The organism is Bradyrhizobium sp. 604_D8_N2_3 (assembly GCF_051810765.1).
Classification (GTDB): domain Bacteria; phylum Pseudomonadota; class Alphaproteobacteria; order Rhizobiales; family Xanthobacteraceae; genus Bradyrhizobium; species Bradyrhizobium barranii.
On record NZ_JBPWPM010000001.1, the window covers coordinates 455,590 to 471,689 of the forward strand.

At 64.9% G+C, this 16,100-nt stretch carries 15 protein-coding genes; 6 read left to right on the plus strand and 9 right to left on the minus strand.

Annotation, left to right across the window (positions count from 1 at the left end; genetic code table 11):
* Positions 1–527 precede the first annotated feature (527 nt).
* The 6 genes from AB7245_RS02145 (at position 528) to AB7245_RS02170 (ending at position 7,461) form a co-directional block, all read left to right on the plus strand.
* Positions 528–1,088 (plus strand): F0F1 ATP synthase subunit delta, encoded by a 561-nt coding sequence (locus tag AB7245_RS02145; protein ID WP_063980421.1) that lies wholly within the window; start codon positions 528–530, stop codon positions 1,086–1,088.
* Positions 1,088–2,617 (plus strand): F0F1 ATP synthase subunit alpha, encoded by a 1,530-nt coding sequence (gene atpA, locus AB7245_RS02150; protein WP_063980422.1) that lies wholly within the window; start codon positions 1,088–1,090, stop codon positions 2,615–2,617. Before AB7245_RS02145 ends, atpA begins: the two co-directional genes overlap by 1 nt.
* Before the next feature lie 141 nt (positions 2,618–2,758).
* On the plus strand, positions 2,759–3,634 hold the full coding sequence (locus AB7245_RS02155) for a F0F1 ATP synthase subunit gamma (RefSeq protein WP_063980423.1): 876 nt from the start codon (positions 2,759–2,761) through the stop codon (positions 3,632–3,634).
* 54 nt (positions 3,635–3,688) lie between these two features.
* Positions 3,689–5,131: a F0F1 ATP synthase subunit beta gene (atpD, locus tag AB7245_RS02160; protein ID WP_063980424.1), complete on the plus strand. Its 1,443-nt coding sequence runs from the start codon at positions 3,689–3,691 to the stop codon at positions 5,129–5,131.
* Between the two features lie 96 nt (positions 5,132–5,227).
* Positions 5,228–5,635 carry a F0F1 ATP synthase subunit epsilon gene (locus AB7245_RS02165; RefSeq protein WP_063980425.1) on the plus strand — a complete coding sequence of 136 codons (408 nt, stop codon included), beginning with the start codon at positions 5,228–5,230 and terminating at the stop codon, positions 5,633–5,635.
* Between the two features lie 149 nt (positions 5,636–5,784).
* Positions 5,785–7,461, plus strand: coding sequence for an adenylate/guanylate cyclase domain-containing protein (locus tag AB7245_RS02170; RefSeq protein ID WP_439033834.1), 1,677 nt, complete (start codon positions 5,785–5,787; stop codon positions 7,459–7,461).
* 136 nt (positions 7,462–7,597) lie between these two features.
* Here AB7245_RS02170 and AB7245_RS02175 read toward each other — a convergent pair whose 3' ends face one another.
* The 9 genes from AB7245_RS02175 to AB7245_RS02215 form a co-directional block, all read right to left on the minus strand.
* Entirely contained in the window at positions 7,598–8,098 is a 501-nt protein-coding gene (locus AB7245_RS02175) for an RNA pyrophosphohydrolase (RefSeq protein ID WP_063985996.1), read from the minus strand.
* A 63-nt stretch (positions 8,099–8,161) separates the two neighbouring features.
* Complete coding sequence (locus tag AB7245_RS02180; RefSeq protein ID WP_063980427.1) at positions 8,162–8,665, minus strand: RNA pyrophosphohydrolase; 504 nt, start codon at positions 8,663–8,665, stop codon at positions 8,162–8,164.
* A gap of 72 nt (positions 8,666–8,737) precedes the next feature.
* Positions 8,738–9,961 (minus strand): divergent polysaccharide deacetylase family protein, encoded by a 1,224-nt coding sequence (locus AB7245_RS02185; protein WP_063980428.1) that lies wholly within the window; start codon positions 9,959–9,961, stop codon positions 8,738–8,740.
* Between the two features lie 145 nt (positions 9,962–10,106).
* Positions 10,107–11,462, minus strand: a complete 1,356-nt coding sequence (locus tag AB7245_RS02190) for a S41 family peptidase (protein ID WP_014490597.1) — start codon at positions 11,460–11,462, stop codon at positions 10,107–10,109.
* The gene (locus tag AB7245_RS02195) at positions 11,459–12,796 is read right to left on the minus strand and encodes a murein hydrolase activator EnvC family protein (RefSeq protein WP_063980429.1); all 1,338 of its coding nucleotides are present in this window, start codon (positions 12,794–12,796) and stop codon (positions 11,459–11,461) included. Before AB7245_RS02195 ends, AB7245_RS02190 begins: the two co-directional genes overlap by 4 nt.
* A 32-nt stretch (positions 12,797–12,828) precedes the next feature.
* Positions 12,829–13,311, minus strand: coding sequence for a 23S rRNA (pseudouridine(1915)-N(3))-methyltransferase RlmH (gene rlmH / locus AB7245_RS02200; RefSeq protein ID WP_014490595.1), 483 nt, complete (start codon positions 13,309–13,311; stop codon positions 12,829–12,831).
* 93 nt (positions 13,312–13,404) lie between these two features.
* Entirely contained in the window at positions 13,405–13,761 is a 357-nt protein-coding gene (rsfS, locus tag AB7245_RS02205) for a ribosome silencing factor (protein ID WP_014490594.1), read from the minus strand.
* A gap of 208 nt (positions 13,762–13,969) precedes the next feature.
* Positions 13,970–14,614 carry a nicotinate-nucleotide adenylyltransferase gene (locus AB7245_RS02210; protein ID WP_063980431.1) on the minus strand — a complete coding sequence of 215 codons (645 nt, stop codon included), beginning with the start codon at positions 14,612–14,614 and terminating at the stop codon, positions 13,970–13,972.
* Positions 14,615–14,637: 23 nt separating this feature from the next.
* The gene (locus tag AB7245_RS02215) at positions 14,638–15,933 is read right to left on the minus strand and encodes a glutamate-5-semialdehyde dehydrogenase (RefSeq protein ID WP_063980432.1); all 1,296 of its coding nucleotides are present in this window, start codon (positions 15,931–15,933) and stop codon (positions 14,638–14,640) included.
* Positions 15,934–16,100: the final 167 nt, after the last annotated feature.

Genomic DNA, 16,100 nt, shown 5'->3' on the forward strand with positions numbered 1-16,100 from the left:
ATCCGTTCTGTGTCGTCATGAAATATTCTGTGATTGGCATCAATGTTGCAGCCGATGTTCTGGAATCTTTCGCTTTAACAATTATTTAACTATTTTATTACTCATTAATACTGTAAAACGAGGTCATTATACTTCATGTTTAGAATTAGGAAAGTATTCAGGGGAGGCCGCTCGTCACGTCCGACTCACGCCTCAGCGATTCGTGTTCATGGCCGCTATGCGCTGAGGGCAGGAACGAATGGCCGCGATGCCGCCGAGGGGGCGCGTCATTCCGCGACGTGGCAGGCCGCTGTCGCGGTGCCGTCGGCTGCGACGAACTGGCGACAGAAGGTCGTGCCTTTAATTTGGCGTCATGTTGCACGTGCGCGCCTGCTATGTTAGCAAAGCCGCGATTTTAACGGACCCGGCACCTCCCGTGTCGGCCGAAAATCGAAGTCCCGCTTGAATTCCAAGGGCTTGGATCGCTTGGCGCCGCTTTGTGGCGACGGTTTTTCCCTTGCGAGTTTGACAGCAAAAAGAGCGCGTCTGTGGCTGCAGAAGATACGTCCGTTTCCGGTGTGTCCGGCCGTTATGCAACGGCCTTGTTTGAACTGGCCCGCGACCAGAATGTGGTCGACGAGGTCAAAGCCGATCTCGATAAATTCGAGGGCTTGCTGAGCGAAAGCGCCGATCTGACGCGCCTCGTCCGCAGCCCGGTGTTTGCGGCCGATACCCAGTCCAGGGCCCTCTCGGCCGTTCTGGACAAGGCGGGCATCGCCGGCATCTCCGCCAATTTCCTGAAAGTCCTGACCGCCAACCGCCGCCTGTTCGCGGTGGCTGACGTCATTCGCGCCTATCGCGCCCTCGTCGCCAGGTTCAAGGGCGAGACGACGGCCGACGTCACCGTGGCGGAGGCGCTTTCGGACAAGAATCTCGACGCCCTCAAGGTTGCCCTGAAGTCGGTGACCGGCAAGGACGTCGCGCTCAACGTGAAGGTCGATCCCTCGATCATCGGTGGCCTCGTGGTCAAGCTTGGCAGCCGCATGATCGATAGTTCGCTTCGCACCAAACTCAATTCGATCAAGCACGCGATGAAAGAGGCAGGCTGATGGACATCCGCGCCGCGGAAATTTCCGCGATCCTGAAGGACCAGATCAAGAATTTCGGCCAGGAAGCTGAAGTCTCCGAAGTCGGACAGGTGCTGTCCGTCGGCGACGGTATTGCCCGCGTCTATGGTCTGGACAACGTCCAGGCCGGCGAAATGGTCGAATTCGAGAACGGCACCCGCGGCATGGCGCTGAACCTCGAAACCGACAACGTCGGTATCGTTATTTTCGGCGCCGACCGCGAGATCAAGGAAGGCCAGACCGTCAAGCGCACCCGCGCCATCGTGGACGCGCCGGTCGGCAAGGGCCTGCTCGGCCGCGTCGTCGACGCGCTCGGCAACCCGATCGACGGCAAGGGCCCGATCCAGGCCGACAAGCGCATGCGCGTCGACGTCAAGGCGCCCGGCATCATTCCGCGCAAGTCGGTGAGCGAGCCGATGGCGACCGGCCTCAAGGCGATCGACGCCCTGATCCCGATCGGCCGTGGCCAGCGCGAGCTGATCATCGGCGACCGTCAGACCGGCAAGACCGCGATCGCGCTCGACACCATCCTGAACCAGAAGCCGCTCAACGCGCAGCCGGACGAGAACATCAAGCTGTATTGCGTCTACGTCGCGATCGGCCAGAAGCGTTCGACCGTCGCCCAGTTCGTGAAGGTGCTGGAAGAGCAGGGCGCGCTCGAATACTCGATCATCGTCGCCGCCACCGCTTCGGATCCGGCTCCGATGCAGTACATCGCGCCGTTCACCGGCTGCACCATGGGCGAGTACTTCCGCGATAACGGCATGCACGCCGTCATCATCTATGACGATCTGTCCAAGCAGGCCGTCGCCTACCGTCAGATGTCGCTGCTGCTGCGCCGCCCGCCGGGCCGCGAAGCCTATCCGGGCGACGTGTTCTATCTGCACTCCCGCCTGCTCGAGCGCGCGGCGAAGCTGAACAAGGACCAGGGCTCGGGCTCGCTGACGGCGCTGCCGGTCATCGAAACCCAGGCCAACGACGTGTCGGCCTACATTCCGACCAACGTCATCTCGATCACCGACGGCCAGATCTTCCTGGAAACCGACCTGTTCTTCCAGGGCATCCGTCCCGCGGTGAACGTCGGTCTGTCGGTGTCGCGCGTCGGTTCGTCCGCGCAGACCAAGGCCACCAAGAAGGTCGCCGGCAAGATCAAGGGCGAGCTCGCGCAGTACCGCGAAATGGCGGCGTTCGCGCAGTTCGGCTCCGATCTCGACGCCTCGACCCAGCGCCTGCTCAACCGCGGTTCGCGCCTGACCGAGCTGCTCAAGCAGCCGCAGTTCGCGCCGCTGAAGATGGAAGAGCAGGTCTGCGTGATCTGGGCCGGCACCAACGGCTATCTCGATCCGCTCCCGCTCAACAAGGTGCGCGCGTTCGAGGACGGTCTGCTGTCGCTGCTGCGCGGCAAGAACGCCGAGATCCTCAACGCGATCCGCGACAGCCGCGATCTCTCCGACGACACCGCCGCCAAGCTGAAGTCGGTGGTCGAAGGCTTCGCGAAGAGCTTCGCGTAAATGCCGTCATGGCCGGGCTTGTCCCGGCCATCCACGTCTAACGGCGTGTGAGGCACCGCGTGGATGCCCGGGGCGAGCCCGGGCATGACGACTGGATAGGTTTGCGATCAGGCCAAAGGGTCGGATCGTCGGGGACGAAGAATGGCGTCACTTAAAGACATGCGCGTCCGCATCGCCTCCACCAAGGCGACGCAGAAGATCACCAAGGCGATGCAGATGGTCGCGGCGTCGAGGTTGCGCCGTGCCCAGCAAGCGGCCGAGGCGGCGCGGCCCTATGCCGACAAGATGAGCGCGGTGATCTCCAACATCGCCAGCGCCGCTGCGGGTTCGCCCGGCGCGCCGGCGCTGCTGGCCGGCACCGGCAGGGACCAGGTCCACCTGCTGCTGGTCTGCACCGGCGAGCGCGGTCTGTCCGGCGCCTTCAACTCCTCGATCGTGCGCCTCGCCCGCGAGCGCGCCCAGGCGCTGATCGCGCAGGGCAAGGAAGTGAAATTCTTCTGTGTCGGCCGCAAGGGCTATGAGCAGCTCCGCCGCCTGTTCGACAAGCAGATCGTCGAGCACCTCGACCTGCGTAGCGTTCGTCAGCTCGGCTTCGTCAACGCCGAGGACATCGCCAAGAAGGTGCTGGCCCGTTTCGACAACGGTGAGTTCGACGTCTGCACGCTGTTCTACGCGCAGTTCAAGTCGGTGATCGCCCAGATCCCGACCGCGCAGCAGATCATCCCGCTGGTCGTCGAGGAAAAGGCGGCGAACGCGCCGACGACGTCCTACGATTACGAGCCGGAGGAGGACGAACTGCTGTCCGGCCTGTTGCCGCGCAACATCGCGGTGCAGATCTTCCGCGCGCTGCTGGAAAACAACGCTTCGTTCTATGGCGCGCAGATGAGTTCGATGGACAACGCCACCCGCAATGCCGGCGAAATGATCCGCAAGCAAACCCAGATCTACAACCGAACCCGTCAAGCCCAGATCACCAAGGAGCTGATCGAGATCATCTCCGGCGCCGAGGCGGTCTGACGCACGAACCAAACGACGGTCGTTCAAGTCCAGAATTTCGAAGGAGAGCTATTCATGGCTACAGCAGCTAACCAGGTCGGTCGCGTCACCCAGGTCATGGGCGCCGTCGTCGACGTGCAGTTCGAGGGCCACCTGCCCGCCATTCTCAATTCGCTGGAAACCCGGAACGGCAACATCCGCCTCGTGCTGGAAGTTGCGCAGCATCTCGGTGAGTCCACCGTCCGCACGATCGCGATGGACGTGACCGAAGGTCTGGTGCGCGGCCAGGAAGTGACCGACACCGGCCAGCCGATCGCGGTTCCGGTGGGTGACGGCACGCTCGGCCGCATCATGAACGTCATCGGCGAGCCGATCGACGAAGCCGGCCCGATCAAGTCCGAAGGTCTCCGCGCCATCCACCAGGAAGCGCCGAGCTACACCGACCAGTCGACCGAAGCTGAAATTCTCGTCACCGGCATCAAGGTCGTCGATCTTCTTGCTCCGTATGCGAAGGGCGGCAAGATCGGCCTGTTCGGCGGCGCCGGCGTCGGCAAGACCGTGCTGATTCAGGAGCTGATCAACAACGTCGCGAAGGCGCACGGTGGTTACTCCGTGTTCGCCGGCGTCGGCGAGCGTACCCGCGAAGGCAACGACCTCTATCACGAGTTCATCGAGTCCAAGGTCAACGCCGATCCGCACAATCCGGATCCGAGCGTGAAATCCAAGTGCGCGCTGGTGTTCGGCCAGATGAACGAGCCGCCGGGCGCCCGCGCCCGCGTCGGCCTCACCGGTCTCACCGTCGCCGAGCACTTCCGCGACCAGGGCCAGGACGTGCTGTTCTTCGTCGACAACATCTTCCGCTTCACCCAGGCCGGCTCGGAAGTGTCGGCGCTGCTCGGCCGTATTCCTTCGGCGGTGGGTTATCAGCCGACGCTCGCCACCGACATGGGCGCGCTGCAGGAGCGCATCACCACCACGCAGAAGGGCTCGATCACCTCGGTGCAGGCCATCTACGTTCCGGCCGACGACTTGACCGACCCGGCGCCCGCGACCTCGTTCGCGCATCTGGACGCGACCACGGTGTTGAACCGCGCGATCTCGGAAAAGGGCATCTACCCCGCGGTGGACCCGCTCGACTCGACCTCGCGCATGCTCTCGCCGCTCGTCGTCGGTCAGGAGCACTACGACACCGCGCGTCAGGTCCAGCAGGTGCTGCAGCGCTACAAGTCGCTCCAGGACATCATCGCCATTCTCGGCATGGACGAGCTTTCGGAAGAGGACAAGCTGACGGTGGCCCGCGCCCGCAAGATCGAGCGCTTCCTGTCGCAGCCGTTCCACGTCGCCGAAATCTTCACCGGCTCGCCCGGCAAGTTCGTCGACCTCGCGGATACCATCAAGGGCTTCCGCGGCCTCTGCGAAGGCAAGTATGACCACCTGCCGGAAGCCGCCTTCTACATGGTCGGCACCATCGAAGAGGCAGTCGAGAAGGGCAAGAAGCTGGCGGCGGAAGCCGCCTAAGCTGGCGAATAGCGAATAGGGAGTGGCGAGTAGAATCTATTCGCCATTCGCTGCTCGTCACTCGCGCGTTCGCTACTCACCATTCGCAGGTTTCCAATGGCCACCATCCACTTCGATCTCGTCTCGCCGGAAAAGCTCGCATTCTCGGGCCAGGTCGATCAGGTCGATATCCCCGGCGTCGAGGGTGACTTCGGCGTGCTGGCGGGACATGCGCCGGTCGTGGCTGCGATCCGGCCCGGCATCCTCACCGTGACCACGGGCGGCAGGCACGTGAAGATCATCGTGCTCGGCGGTCTCGCCGAAGTCTCCGAAAAGGGCCTCACCGTGCTCGCCGACGTCGCGACGTCGCTCGACGAACTCGACCGTGCCCAGTTCGCCGCGACCATCTCCGAGATGGAAGACGGCCTGAAGGAGCACGAGGGCGGCGAGCTCGATCAGGCCATCGAGCGGCTCGACCACTTCAAGAGCATCCAGCAGCAGCTCAACAGCACGGCTATGCACTAAGCCCCGGTGCACTGCTCCGGGGCTCAAGCTAAAAATTCCTGAACAGGTTCAGCGCTCGTCACGAAAGTGGCGGGCGCTGAAACTTTGTTGCACCGCGCCGCCGATAGCGGCATTCTGCGCCCGCGAATTTGTTTCGGGGCTGGCAGCAGATGAAACGCAAGATCGCAGCGATTTTCGCAGCCGATATTGCCGGTTACTCAAGACTGGTCGCGGAAGACGAAGAGGAGACGCTGCGGCGTCTCGCCTCCTATCGCGAGGTCGTCGACGACTTCATCGCGAAGGCCAACGGCCGCATCTTCAACACGGCGGGTGACGCCGTGCTCGCGGAGTTTCCGAGCGCGGTCGATGCGGTGCGTTGCGCGATCGACATCCAGGAATCCCTGCGAACCCGCAACATGGCCTATCCGCCGAGCCGGCAGATGTCGTTCCGCATCGGCATCACCATCGGTGACGTGGTCGAGCGCAACGGCGATCTGCTCGGTGACGGCGTCAATATCGCCGCCCGGCTCGAAGGCCTCGCCGAGGTCGGCGGCATTTGCGTCTCCCGCGCCGTGCACGAGCAGGTCGCCAACAAGCTGTCGGTGCAGTTCGCCGACATCGGCGCGCAGGAGATCAAGAACATCCCGACGCCGGTGCATGCCTACATGGTGGCGATGCGGCGCGAGGACGGCACTTACGCCACGCCGAAACTGAAGAAGCCCGCCTCCAAGCTGGCCGCGGCACCCGTCTGGATGTGGCCGCTGGTGGTCGCCGTCGTCTCGGTCGTCGCCATCCTTGTCACCGGCTTCCTCTACAACACCAAGCTCAAGCAGACGGTCACCGCCGCAGTCGCGCCGGCCGCGACGCCAAGTGCTGCAATGCCAAGCGCAGCGCCAGCGGCAGATGCCGTGGCGCCGAGCCCGATGCCGACCCAGATGGCAAAGGCGCCGATGGCTCCGATGAGCCCAGCCGGCGTTGCGATGGCGCCGATGCCCGCGTCCTCACCATCCGCCGCGCCGCTATCGGGCAAGCTGGCCGCCGACAGCGTGCCCTTCATCAACGAGCGCATCCGCAACTATCTGGCTGGCGACTATTCCGCCTCCGGCGACTACAAGGCCTTCGCGCTCAATGTCGGCGGCTTCACAGGCGCGGCGTTGAACCAGCCGACCGAGGAAGCCGCGCGCAACATGGCGCTCGAGCAATGCCAGAAGCGCGCCGATGCCGCGCAATCGCCGCGGCGCTGCGAGCTCTATGCGGTCGGCAACGACGTCGTCTACACGCACGGCAAGCCGCCGATGCCGCCGCAGCCCTGGGTGCGCCACGACGCCATGACCGAGCGGGCCTTCGTGCCGAAGGATTTTCCTATGGTGCGCGATCCGGCAAAAGTCCGGCTCGAGAACATGTTCGTGCCGGCGGCGAAATCCCGCGCGATCGCGCTCGGCCCGGGCGGTCAATATTTCATGGTGCTGGGCGCGTCATCCGTCGACGATTCGGCGCGGCGTTCGCTGGAATCGTGCGGCGCCATCGCCGGCATGGCCTGTCTGATCGTCGCGGTCGACGACAATTTCGTCGTGCCGATCCCGACCCTGCTCAGGATCACCGGCTTCTTCCATGCCGCTTCCAACGCCTCGATCGCCGCCGACGCGCGGGCCGAGGTCGTACGCAAGCTCGCCGATGGCATGGGCTGGAACGCGGTCGCGGTCGGAACCGCGGGCCGGCCGGGCCTCGGCCTGAAGGTGGCGGACGAGCAGACCGCCGTCAACTCCGCGCTCGCCGACTGCGCCAAGCGCGACAGCGATTGCCACGTCATCGCGATCGGCCCGTTCACGGTCGGACCGACGAATTAGAGCTTGCTGGACGTAGGCCGCCACGCCGCTTGTGCCCCGCGGCCGATTCTCTTTGACGCTTCAAAAACTTCGCCACAACCACCGCGCATCGCGCCGGCAATCGCCGGCTACTGTGCATGGGGTTGTTTTCGCGGTTTTAGTTTGCGAAGGGCGCAAACTGCTGCGCGACCGCGCGGTAGACGTCGCGACGGAACGGCACCACGAACTCGGTGACGCGGTCGAGCCGCTCCCAGCGCCAGGCGTCGAACTCCGCGGGCTGTTCGTTGCGCGGCGTCAGCGGATCGATCTCGTCATCGCGGCCGGTGAAGCGCAGCGCGAACCATTTCTGGCGCTGCCCGCGGAACTTCGCCAGCCGATGCGTCTGCGGCCCGTCGTAGGGCGGGAACTCGTAAGTCAGCCAGTCTGTCTCGCCGAGATAGTCCGCACTCTTGACGCTGGTCTCTTCCCAAAGTTCGCGCAGCGCCGCATCGCGCAGGTTCTCGCCCTCATCGACACCACCTTGCGGCATCTGCCAGTCGAGGCCCGGCAGGATGATCTCGGGGCCGTCGCCCTTGAAGCGGTGGCCGATCAGCACGCGGCCATCGGCATTGAAGAGGGCGATCCCCACGTTGGGACGGTAGGGTTTTTGATTGGTCACGCGCGCGTCTTTCATCGTCATTCCGGCGATGCATTAGCACCGAACCCGGGATGACGATTTGATTTATTCATCCGCCAGCGCGGAAAATTCCTTCACCACGCGCTCATAGACCGGGCGCTTGAACGGGATGATCAAACCGGTCAGGTTCTTCATCGGCTCCCAGCGCCAGCTCACGAACTCGGCCTTGTGGCCGCCGCCGGGCTTTTCGACATTGATCTCGCTGTCCTTGCCGGTGAACCGGACCGCGAACCATTTCTGGCGCTGGCCGCGATAGCGGCCCTTCCAGGCGCGCCCGGCAACCGTGCGCGGGATGTCGTAGACGAGCCAGTCCGGGACCTCGCCGAGCCGCTCGACCGAGCGCACGCTGGTCTCCTCATAGAGCTCGCGCTTGGCGGCATCCCAGGTGTCCTCGCCGGGATCGACGCCGCCCTGCGGCATCTGCCAGACATGGGCGTCGTCGACATGCTCGATGCCACCGGCGCGGCGGCCGATGAACACCAGACCCTTCATGTTGATCAGCATCACACCGACGCAGGTACGGTAGGGCAGATCCTCGTAACGTGCCATTCCGCCAGACCTCTCGCGTGCTTTTGGTGGGTATGCCGGTCCCGAGGGCCCGTAACGTACCAATCCGTTGATTTAGCTAGATTTTGATTTCAGCATCGCGGTTGTCAACGGCACCAAAAGGATACCACGGTCGCTCAATGTCTTGGTCCAGCTGCCGATGCGCTCGATCGAGACCGGCAGGGCGGAGGCGGTGCCGATTGCAACGCCGCGCTCGCGCGCCATCGATTCGAGCTTGTTCAGGGCGCGGTCGATCTCCGCCGGGGTCGGCACCACGTCGATCGCGATATCGCCCTTGCCGAACGGCATCGCCTGGCTGCCCGCGGCCTGGGGCGCGATGCTGCGCGGCGAGGAGCCGTCGTCGAAGAAGCCGAGGCCGCGCTTGGCCGCCTCGCGGATGATCGGCTGCATCGCGGCGTCGGTCGCCACGAAACGGGCGCCCATGAAATTGGTGAGGCCGGCATAGCCCTGCATCCGGCTCAGGTGCCAGTACAGGCGGTCCATGTTCTGGTCGGTGGTGAGCGAGGTCAGCAGCGTCTGCGGGCCCGGGTCGTTGTCCGGGAAGTCGTAGGGCTCCATCGGGATCTGGAGGAAGATCTCGTGCCGCTGGGCGCGGGCCCGCTCGGCGAGCTTGCCGGGATCGGCGCCATAGGGCGTGAAGGCCAGCGTCACCGCCGGCGGCAGCCGCATGATCGCGTCGGTGGTCTTGGCCGCGCCGACGCCAAGGCCGCCGATCAGGATCGCGACCACAGGCATCTTTGCCGCCTTGGCGCGGTCGGCATCCGCCGCGTAGACGTTGAACGGCTTCGCGCCCTCGGCCGTCACGGGGATCATGCCGTAGCGCGATTTTTCCAGCAGTTTTGGGTCGATCCCGGCCATGACGGGCGGAGGGGCGGAGGCGGCTGCCGCGTCCCCCTTGTCGGCGGCATCGCCGCCACCGATCACCACGTCGTGGCGCGTGCCGGTGGAACCGTCGATCATGGTGACGGTCTTCTGCTCGCCCGCCTGCTTCGGCGCCTCCTTGGCCTCGTGCTTGCTCTCTGGCTTGCTCTCCTGGCCAAGGCTCGCGGCGGCCGGCTTCTCGTCGGTGGCCCTGGGCTCGCGGATCGCAATCCGCGTCATCGGCTCACCGCCGAGCGGATCCTTGTTGAAGATGGCGAAGCCGGCGAAGGCGACCAGGAACAGGCCGAGCATGACCGTGAGGGCCTGCATGGCTGTGAACGGCAGCCGCAGCCGCCGTTTCCGGCGCGGCTTGTCCTGTCCGAGCGGGGCGCTCAGATCATCGGCCGTTTCAGTCATGCGAGATCCCGAATCACTCCCGCCGACGATACCACGCCGAGGTCAAGCGGCGTCAGGCCGGGATAGGCCGGGGGTAGCAGGAGCCCCAAGCAAAAAGGGCGGCTCCAGGAGCCGCCCTTTTCGAGAGATGAGGTGACGCGCCGACTTAGTTCGCCGCTTTGGGCTTGTCGGTCGTGGCCTTGTTGTCGCCCGGCGTCGGCGCCGCGGAGGCGCTGTTCTTGATGCCGTGGAGCAGGTCGTCCGCGAGCTTGAGCGCCTTGTCGTCCTTGGCGTCCGGCGGGACGTAGGACTGCGAGCCGGTCTTCTCGTCGCCGTCGTTCTTGAGATGGCCGCGCAGCGAAGCCTCGCCCTTGGTGTCGGTGCGCGACTTCAGCTCGTCCGGCACATCCTGGAGCACTTCGATGTCGGGCACGATGCCCTTCGCCTGGATCGACTTGCCCGACGGCGTGTAGTAGCGCGCCGTGGTCAGGCGCAGCGCGCCGTTGCCCGAGCCGAGCGGAATGATGGTCTGCACCGAGCCCTTGCCGAACGAGCGCGTGCCGACGATGGTCGCGCGCTTGTGGTCCTGCAGCGCGCCGGCGACGATTTCCGATGCCGAAGCCGAACCGCCGTTGACCAGCACGATAACAGGCTTGCCCTTGGTGAGGTCGCCCGCATGCGCGGTGCGGCGCTGGGTCTCCTCGGCATTGCGGCCACGGGTCGAGACGATCTCGCCCTTCTCCAGGAACGAGTCGGAGACGGTGACCGCTTCCTCGAGCAGGCCGCCCGGGTTGTTGCGGAGATCGATGATGTAGCCCTTGAGCTTGTCGCCGATCTGATTCGAGAGGTTGGCGACCTCGCGCTTCAGGCCTTCGGTGGTCTGCTCGTTGAAGGTGGTGATGCGGATATAGGCGATGTCGTCGGCCTCGATGCGCGCGCGCACCGAGCGGACGCGAATGTTGTCGCGCACCAGGGTGACGTCGATCGGATTGTCCTGGCCCTTGCGGATGATCTTGAGCTTGATCTTGGTGTTGACCGGACCGCGCATCTTCTCGACCGCCTGGTTCAGGGTCAGGCCCTGCACGGCTTCGTCGTCGAGATTGGTGATGATGTCGTTGGCCATGACGCCGGCGCGCGAAGCGGGGGTGTCGTCGATCGGCGAGACCACCTTGATCAGGCCGTCCTCCATCGTGACTTCGATGCCGAGGCCGCCGAACTCACCGCGGGTCTGCACCTGCATGTCGCGGAAGCTCTTGGCGTCCATGTAGCTCGAATGCGGATCGAGGCCGGTGAGCATGCCGCTGATGGCGGATTCGATCAGCTTCGTGTCATCGGGCTTCTCGACATAGTCCGAGCGCACGCGCTCGAACACATCGCCGAACAGATTGAGCTGGCGATAAGTGTCTGCAGTTGCGGCTCGCGCGCTGGAGCCCATGAAGACCGCGCGCGGCTGGGTCACGAACAGCGTCAGCGCAGCACCGGTGGCCGCGCTGAGGAGGATAACTGAAGTCTTGCGCATCATCCGCGAACCTTCTCGCCTTCATTTGCGGCCCACCATGGGCCTGGATCGATTGGAGTGCCGTCCTTACGGAACTCGACATACAGCACAGGTTGACTCGCGTTCGTGGCGAGAATGGAGGCGACTTGTGAGGTCGATCCCATGGTCGCGACCGGCTCCCCCGTGAGCACAAACTGACCGATGTTAACCGAAATGCGCTCCATCCCGGCGATCAGGACATGATACCCGCCCCCGGCGTTGAGGATCAAGAGTTGTCCATAGCTGCGGAACGGGCCGGAATAGACAACCCAGCCATCACACGGCGTCGTGACCTGGGAGCCGGGCCTGGTTGCCAGCGAAATGCCCTTCTGGACACCGCCGACCCCGTCGGAACCGCCAAAATCCCTGATCTTGTTACCGTTAACCGGGAGAGGCAGGAGCCCCTTGGCCGCCGCGAAGGCGATCGCCGGGGTGGTCCGGGACCGGTCCTTGAAAGTGCCCGGACCGGGCTTGGCGCTGGCGGCCGCCTTGGCCTCGGCCTGCTTGGCGGCCTCAGCCGCCTTCTCGGCGGCCTTGGCGGCGCTCTGCAGATCCTGCTCCATCTTGGTGATCAGCCCCTGGAGATCGCCGACCTGCCTGGAGAGCGCGATGGCGCGCGAGTTCTCGGCGTCTAGGTCTTTTTCGCGCGACGCCTGCTGACGCTGCCGCTCGTCGACCAGGGCGGTCAGCCGGGTCTGGTCGTTGCGGACCTTGTCGCGGTCGGTGGCAAGCTGGTCGCGTTCGGCGGCGATGTTCTTGCGCAAGGCCACGAGCTCGCCGAGGTCGCCGGCGAGCTTCTCGGCGCGGCCGCGCAATTCCGGCACCACGGCGCCGAGCAGCATGGCGGTGCGCAGTGATTGCAGCGCATCTTCTGGCCGCACCAACAGCGCCGGCGGCGTGCGCCGGCCGGCGCGCTGCAGGGCCGCCAGCACCTCGACGATGTCGGCGCGGCGCGACTCCAGCGAGGTGCGCATCTGCTGCTCGCGGCCGTTGAGCGAGCGCAGCCGCGCTTCGGCTTCGTCGATCTTGGTCTCGACGGCCCGCACATTGGCTGCGGTATCGATCAGCTGCTGATTGAGCTGGGTGCGGTCCTGGCCGAGCGAGGTGATTTCGGCCTTGAGCTTGGCCTGCGCTTCCTCGGCGCTCTTCTGCCTCGCGCGGGCGGCCTCGAGCTCCTGCTCGCGCTGCTTGATCGCATCGGGCGAGGCGGCCGCCGTCTGTGGCGCGGGCGCAATTATCGGACCTTGCGTCTGAGCTTGCGCGAGGCTTGCGCCCGTGACGCCGGCGATCAGCAGCAGGTTGAGGATCGGCGCTCGCATCGCTTTACGCAAAGGTGCTCGTTGTGCGCGCATCACGCGCGGTGATAGGGGTGGCCGGCCAGAATGGTGGCGGCCCGATAAAGCTGTTCCAGAAGCATGACGCGGACCATTTGGTGCGGCCAGGTCGCAGAGCCGAACGCGATCGCGAGCTTGGCCTTACGGCGCAATTCGGGCGAAAGTCCGTCCGCCCCTCCGATCACGAAGATAGTATGTCCGGCACCCTCGTCGCGCCAGCGACCGAGGTGCCGTGCGAATACGGTGGAGTCGAGATTCTGGCCGCGCTCGTCCAGCGCCACCAGGATCGATTTTTCCGGGATGTGCGCACCAATCGCCGCGGCCTCTTCGGCCATCCGTGTCGCGGTGTCGCGCGCGCGGCTTTCGGGGATTTCGTGGATGGTGAGCTCGCGGAATCCGAGCTTGCGGCCGGCTTCGTCGAACCGCTCGAAATAGCGGTCGGCAAGCTCCCGTTCGGGGCCCTGCTTCAGCCGGCCCACCGCAATGACAGCAACGCGCATGATATCTTCAGGTCGTGTTTCGAGACCGCGCGCAATATGCGCGCGCACGACGCTAGCATGCGCGTCAGCCGATTCGAAATCGGCTCGATGAGCCTAGATCGCCTTCGCCGCCCCTGGGCCCTGCGTGTACAATCTCTCGAGATTGTAGAACTCACGGACCTCGGGTCTGAACACGTGCACGATCACATCGCCGGAATCGATCAGCACCCAGTCGCAATTGGGCAAGCCCTCGACGTGGATGTTCCTGATGCCGTTTTCCTTGAGGCCCTTGGCGACGTTGTCCGCGATCGCGCCGACGTGCCGGTTCACCCGGCCGGTGGTGACGATCATGTAGTCGGAGTACGCCGATTTGCCGCGAAGGTCGATGGTGACCGTCTCTTCCGCCTTCATGTCGTCGAGGCGGGAGAGGATCAGGCTCAGCGTCTTGTCGGCGTCGGGTTGCGCCTTCAAGGCCGCAGCTTTGGTCGATGTTTTACGCGCCGGTTTCGCTACCTTGGGTAAAACAGACTTGGACAATACAGATGTGGTCAGGGACCATTCCTTTCACTGTATCGCGAACGCCGAATCCGACGCTCACTGGTTACACTACATCATGTGGGGTTAAGGGTTTCAATATGCCAGAGAGTCTGAAATCCCCACAACGTCCACACACTCCGTCTCACTTCGGACCTTTCCAGCTCCCGTCCGGGTTCCGCAAGCCGGTCGAGGACAGGTTCAGTTTCAACCCCGTCAGAAAGACCCAGGCCGGCGCTGGCCGATCCGGAAGCAATGCCGCGTCCGTCTCGGGCACGCGGTAGCGTGCAAGGGCCTGGGCAGCGGGCGAGGCGAGGGCGCGAAAACTCTGCGGCGGGCGATCGATGACCGCAATCGGCACCTGGTCGGCGATGCGCCGCCAGTGCTGCCAACGATGGAATTGAGCGAGATTGTCGGCGCCCATGATCCAGACAAAGCGCAGGCCGCTGAGGCGGCGGCGCAAGGTGTTGATCGTGTCGATAGTATAGCGGGTACGAATGACGGATTCGAGACAGGTCACCTCGATCCTGGGATCGTCGGCGACGTCGCGCGCGGCTTGCATGCGCGCGCCGAGCTCATGCAGCGTGCCGTTCTCCTTCAGCGGATTGCCCGGCGTCACCAGCCACCACACGCGGTCGAGTCGGAGGCGTTTCAGCGCGAACTGGCTGATGGCGCGATGGGCCTCGTGCGGTGGATTGAACGAGCCGCCGAGCAGGCCGACGCGCATGCCTTCGGTGTAGGGCGGAATGGCCTGCGCGAAGAAACGTGGCGCGACGAAATTGTTACTCAATGCCCCACGCCTCGCGACATGACTTACGGCCGCGTCTGACCTGTGCCGTGGACGCGATATTTGAAGCTCGTGAGCTGCTCGGCGCCGACAGGACCACGGGCGTGGAATCGGCCAGTGGCGATGCCGATCTCGGCGCCGAAACCGAACTCGCCGCCGTCGGCGAATTGCGTCGAGGCATTGTGCAGCACGATCGCGGAATCGACCTCGCTCAGGAATTTCTTCGCAGCAGCCTCATCCGCGCTCACGATCGCATCGGTGTGGTGCGAGCCGTGGTTCTGGATATGCGCGATTGCGCCGTCGACACCGTCCACCACCTTCGCCGCGATGATCGCGTCGAGATATTCGGTGTCCCAATCGTCTTCGCTGGCAGCCTTGACGCGCGCATCGGTCTTCTGCACGGCGTCGTCGCCGCGCACTTCGCAGCCGGCCTCGATCAGCATCTCGACCAGCGGCCTCAGGTTCTTGGCGGCCGCGGCGCGATCGACCAGCAGCGTCTCGGCCGCGCCGCAGACGCCGGTGCGGCGCATCTTGGCGTTGAGCACGATCGACTTCGCCATGGCGAGGTCGGCGCTGGCATCGATATAGACGTGGTTGACGCCTTCGAGATGCGCGAACACGGGCACGCGGGCCTCCTGCTCGACGCGCGCGACGAGGCTCTTGCCTCCGCGCGGAACGATCACGTCGATGGCGCCGTTCAACCCCGACAGCATCATGCCGACCGCCGCGCGGTCGCGCGTCGGCACCAGCGTGATCGCAGCTTCGGGGAGCCCGGCGTCACGCAGGCCCTGGACGAGACATTCATGGATCGCGCGGCACGAACGAAAACTGTCGGAGCCGCCGCGCAGGATCACGGCATTGCCGGATTTCAGGCACAGCACGCCGGCATCCGCCGCAACGTTCGGCCGGCTCTCGAAGATCACGCCGACGACGCCGAGCGGAACGCGCACGCGCTCGATGGTCATGCCGTTCGGCCGCTGCCAGCTCTCGGTGACGATGCCGATCGGATCGGCGATGCCGCGCACGATACCGATGCCCTCGGCCATCGACTCGACGCGCGCAGGTGTCAGCGTCAGGCGGTCGATGAATGAGGCGATCATGGTGCCCGAGGCCCGGGCCTCCGCGACGTCCTCGGCATTGGCGGCAAGGATCGCGGCAGAGTTCGCGCGGATCGCCCGCTCCATGGCCCCGAGCGCCCTGTTCTTCTGCTCCGGCGGCGCCAGCGCCAGCACGCGCGCGGCAGCGCGGGCACGGGCGGCGAGATCGGACATCAGCGCCTGGAGATCGGCATTGCCGTCGACGGCTTTGAGGGGGGCGGCCATGGAGAGTTCAACCTTCTGCTAAGGCAGTGTCCTAGCACGGAAATCCCGCGTCTGCGAAGGGTCGGGAGGGTATGGCTGGGGCCCGGTTCGCGCCGCCCGGTCGGCCAATGGCCTGGTTGCCCCCGAGGCCGGACGGATCCTTGCGAGGCGCTCAAATATCAATAAAT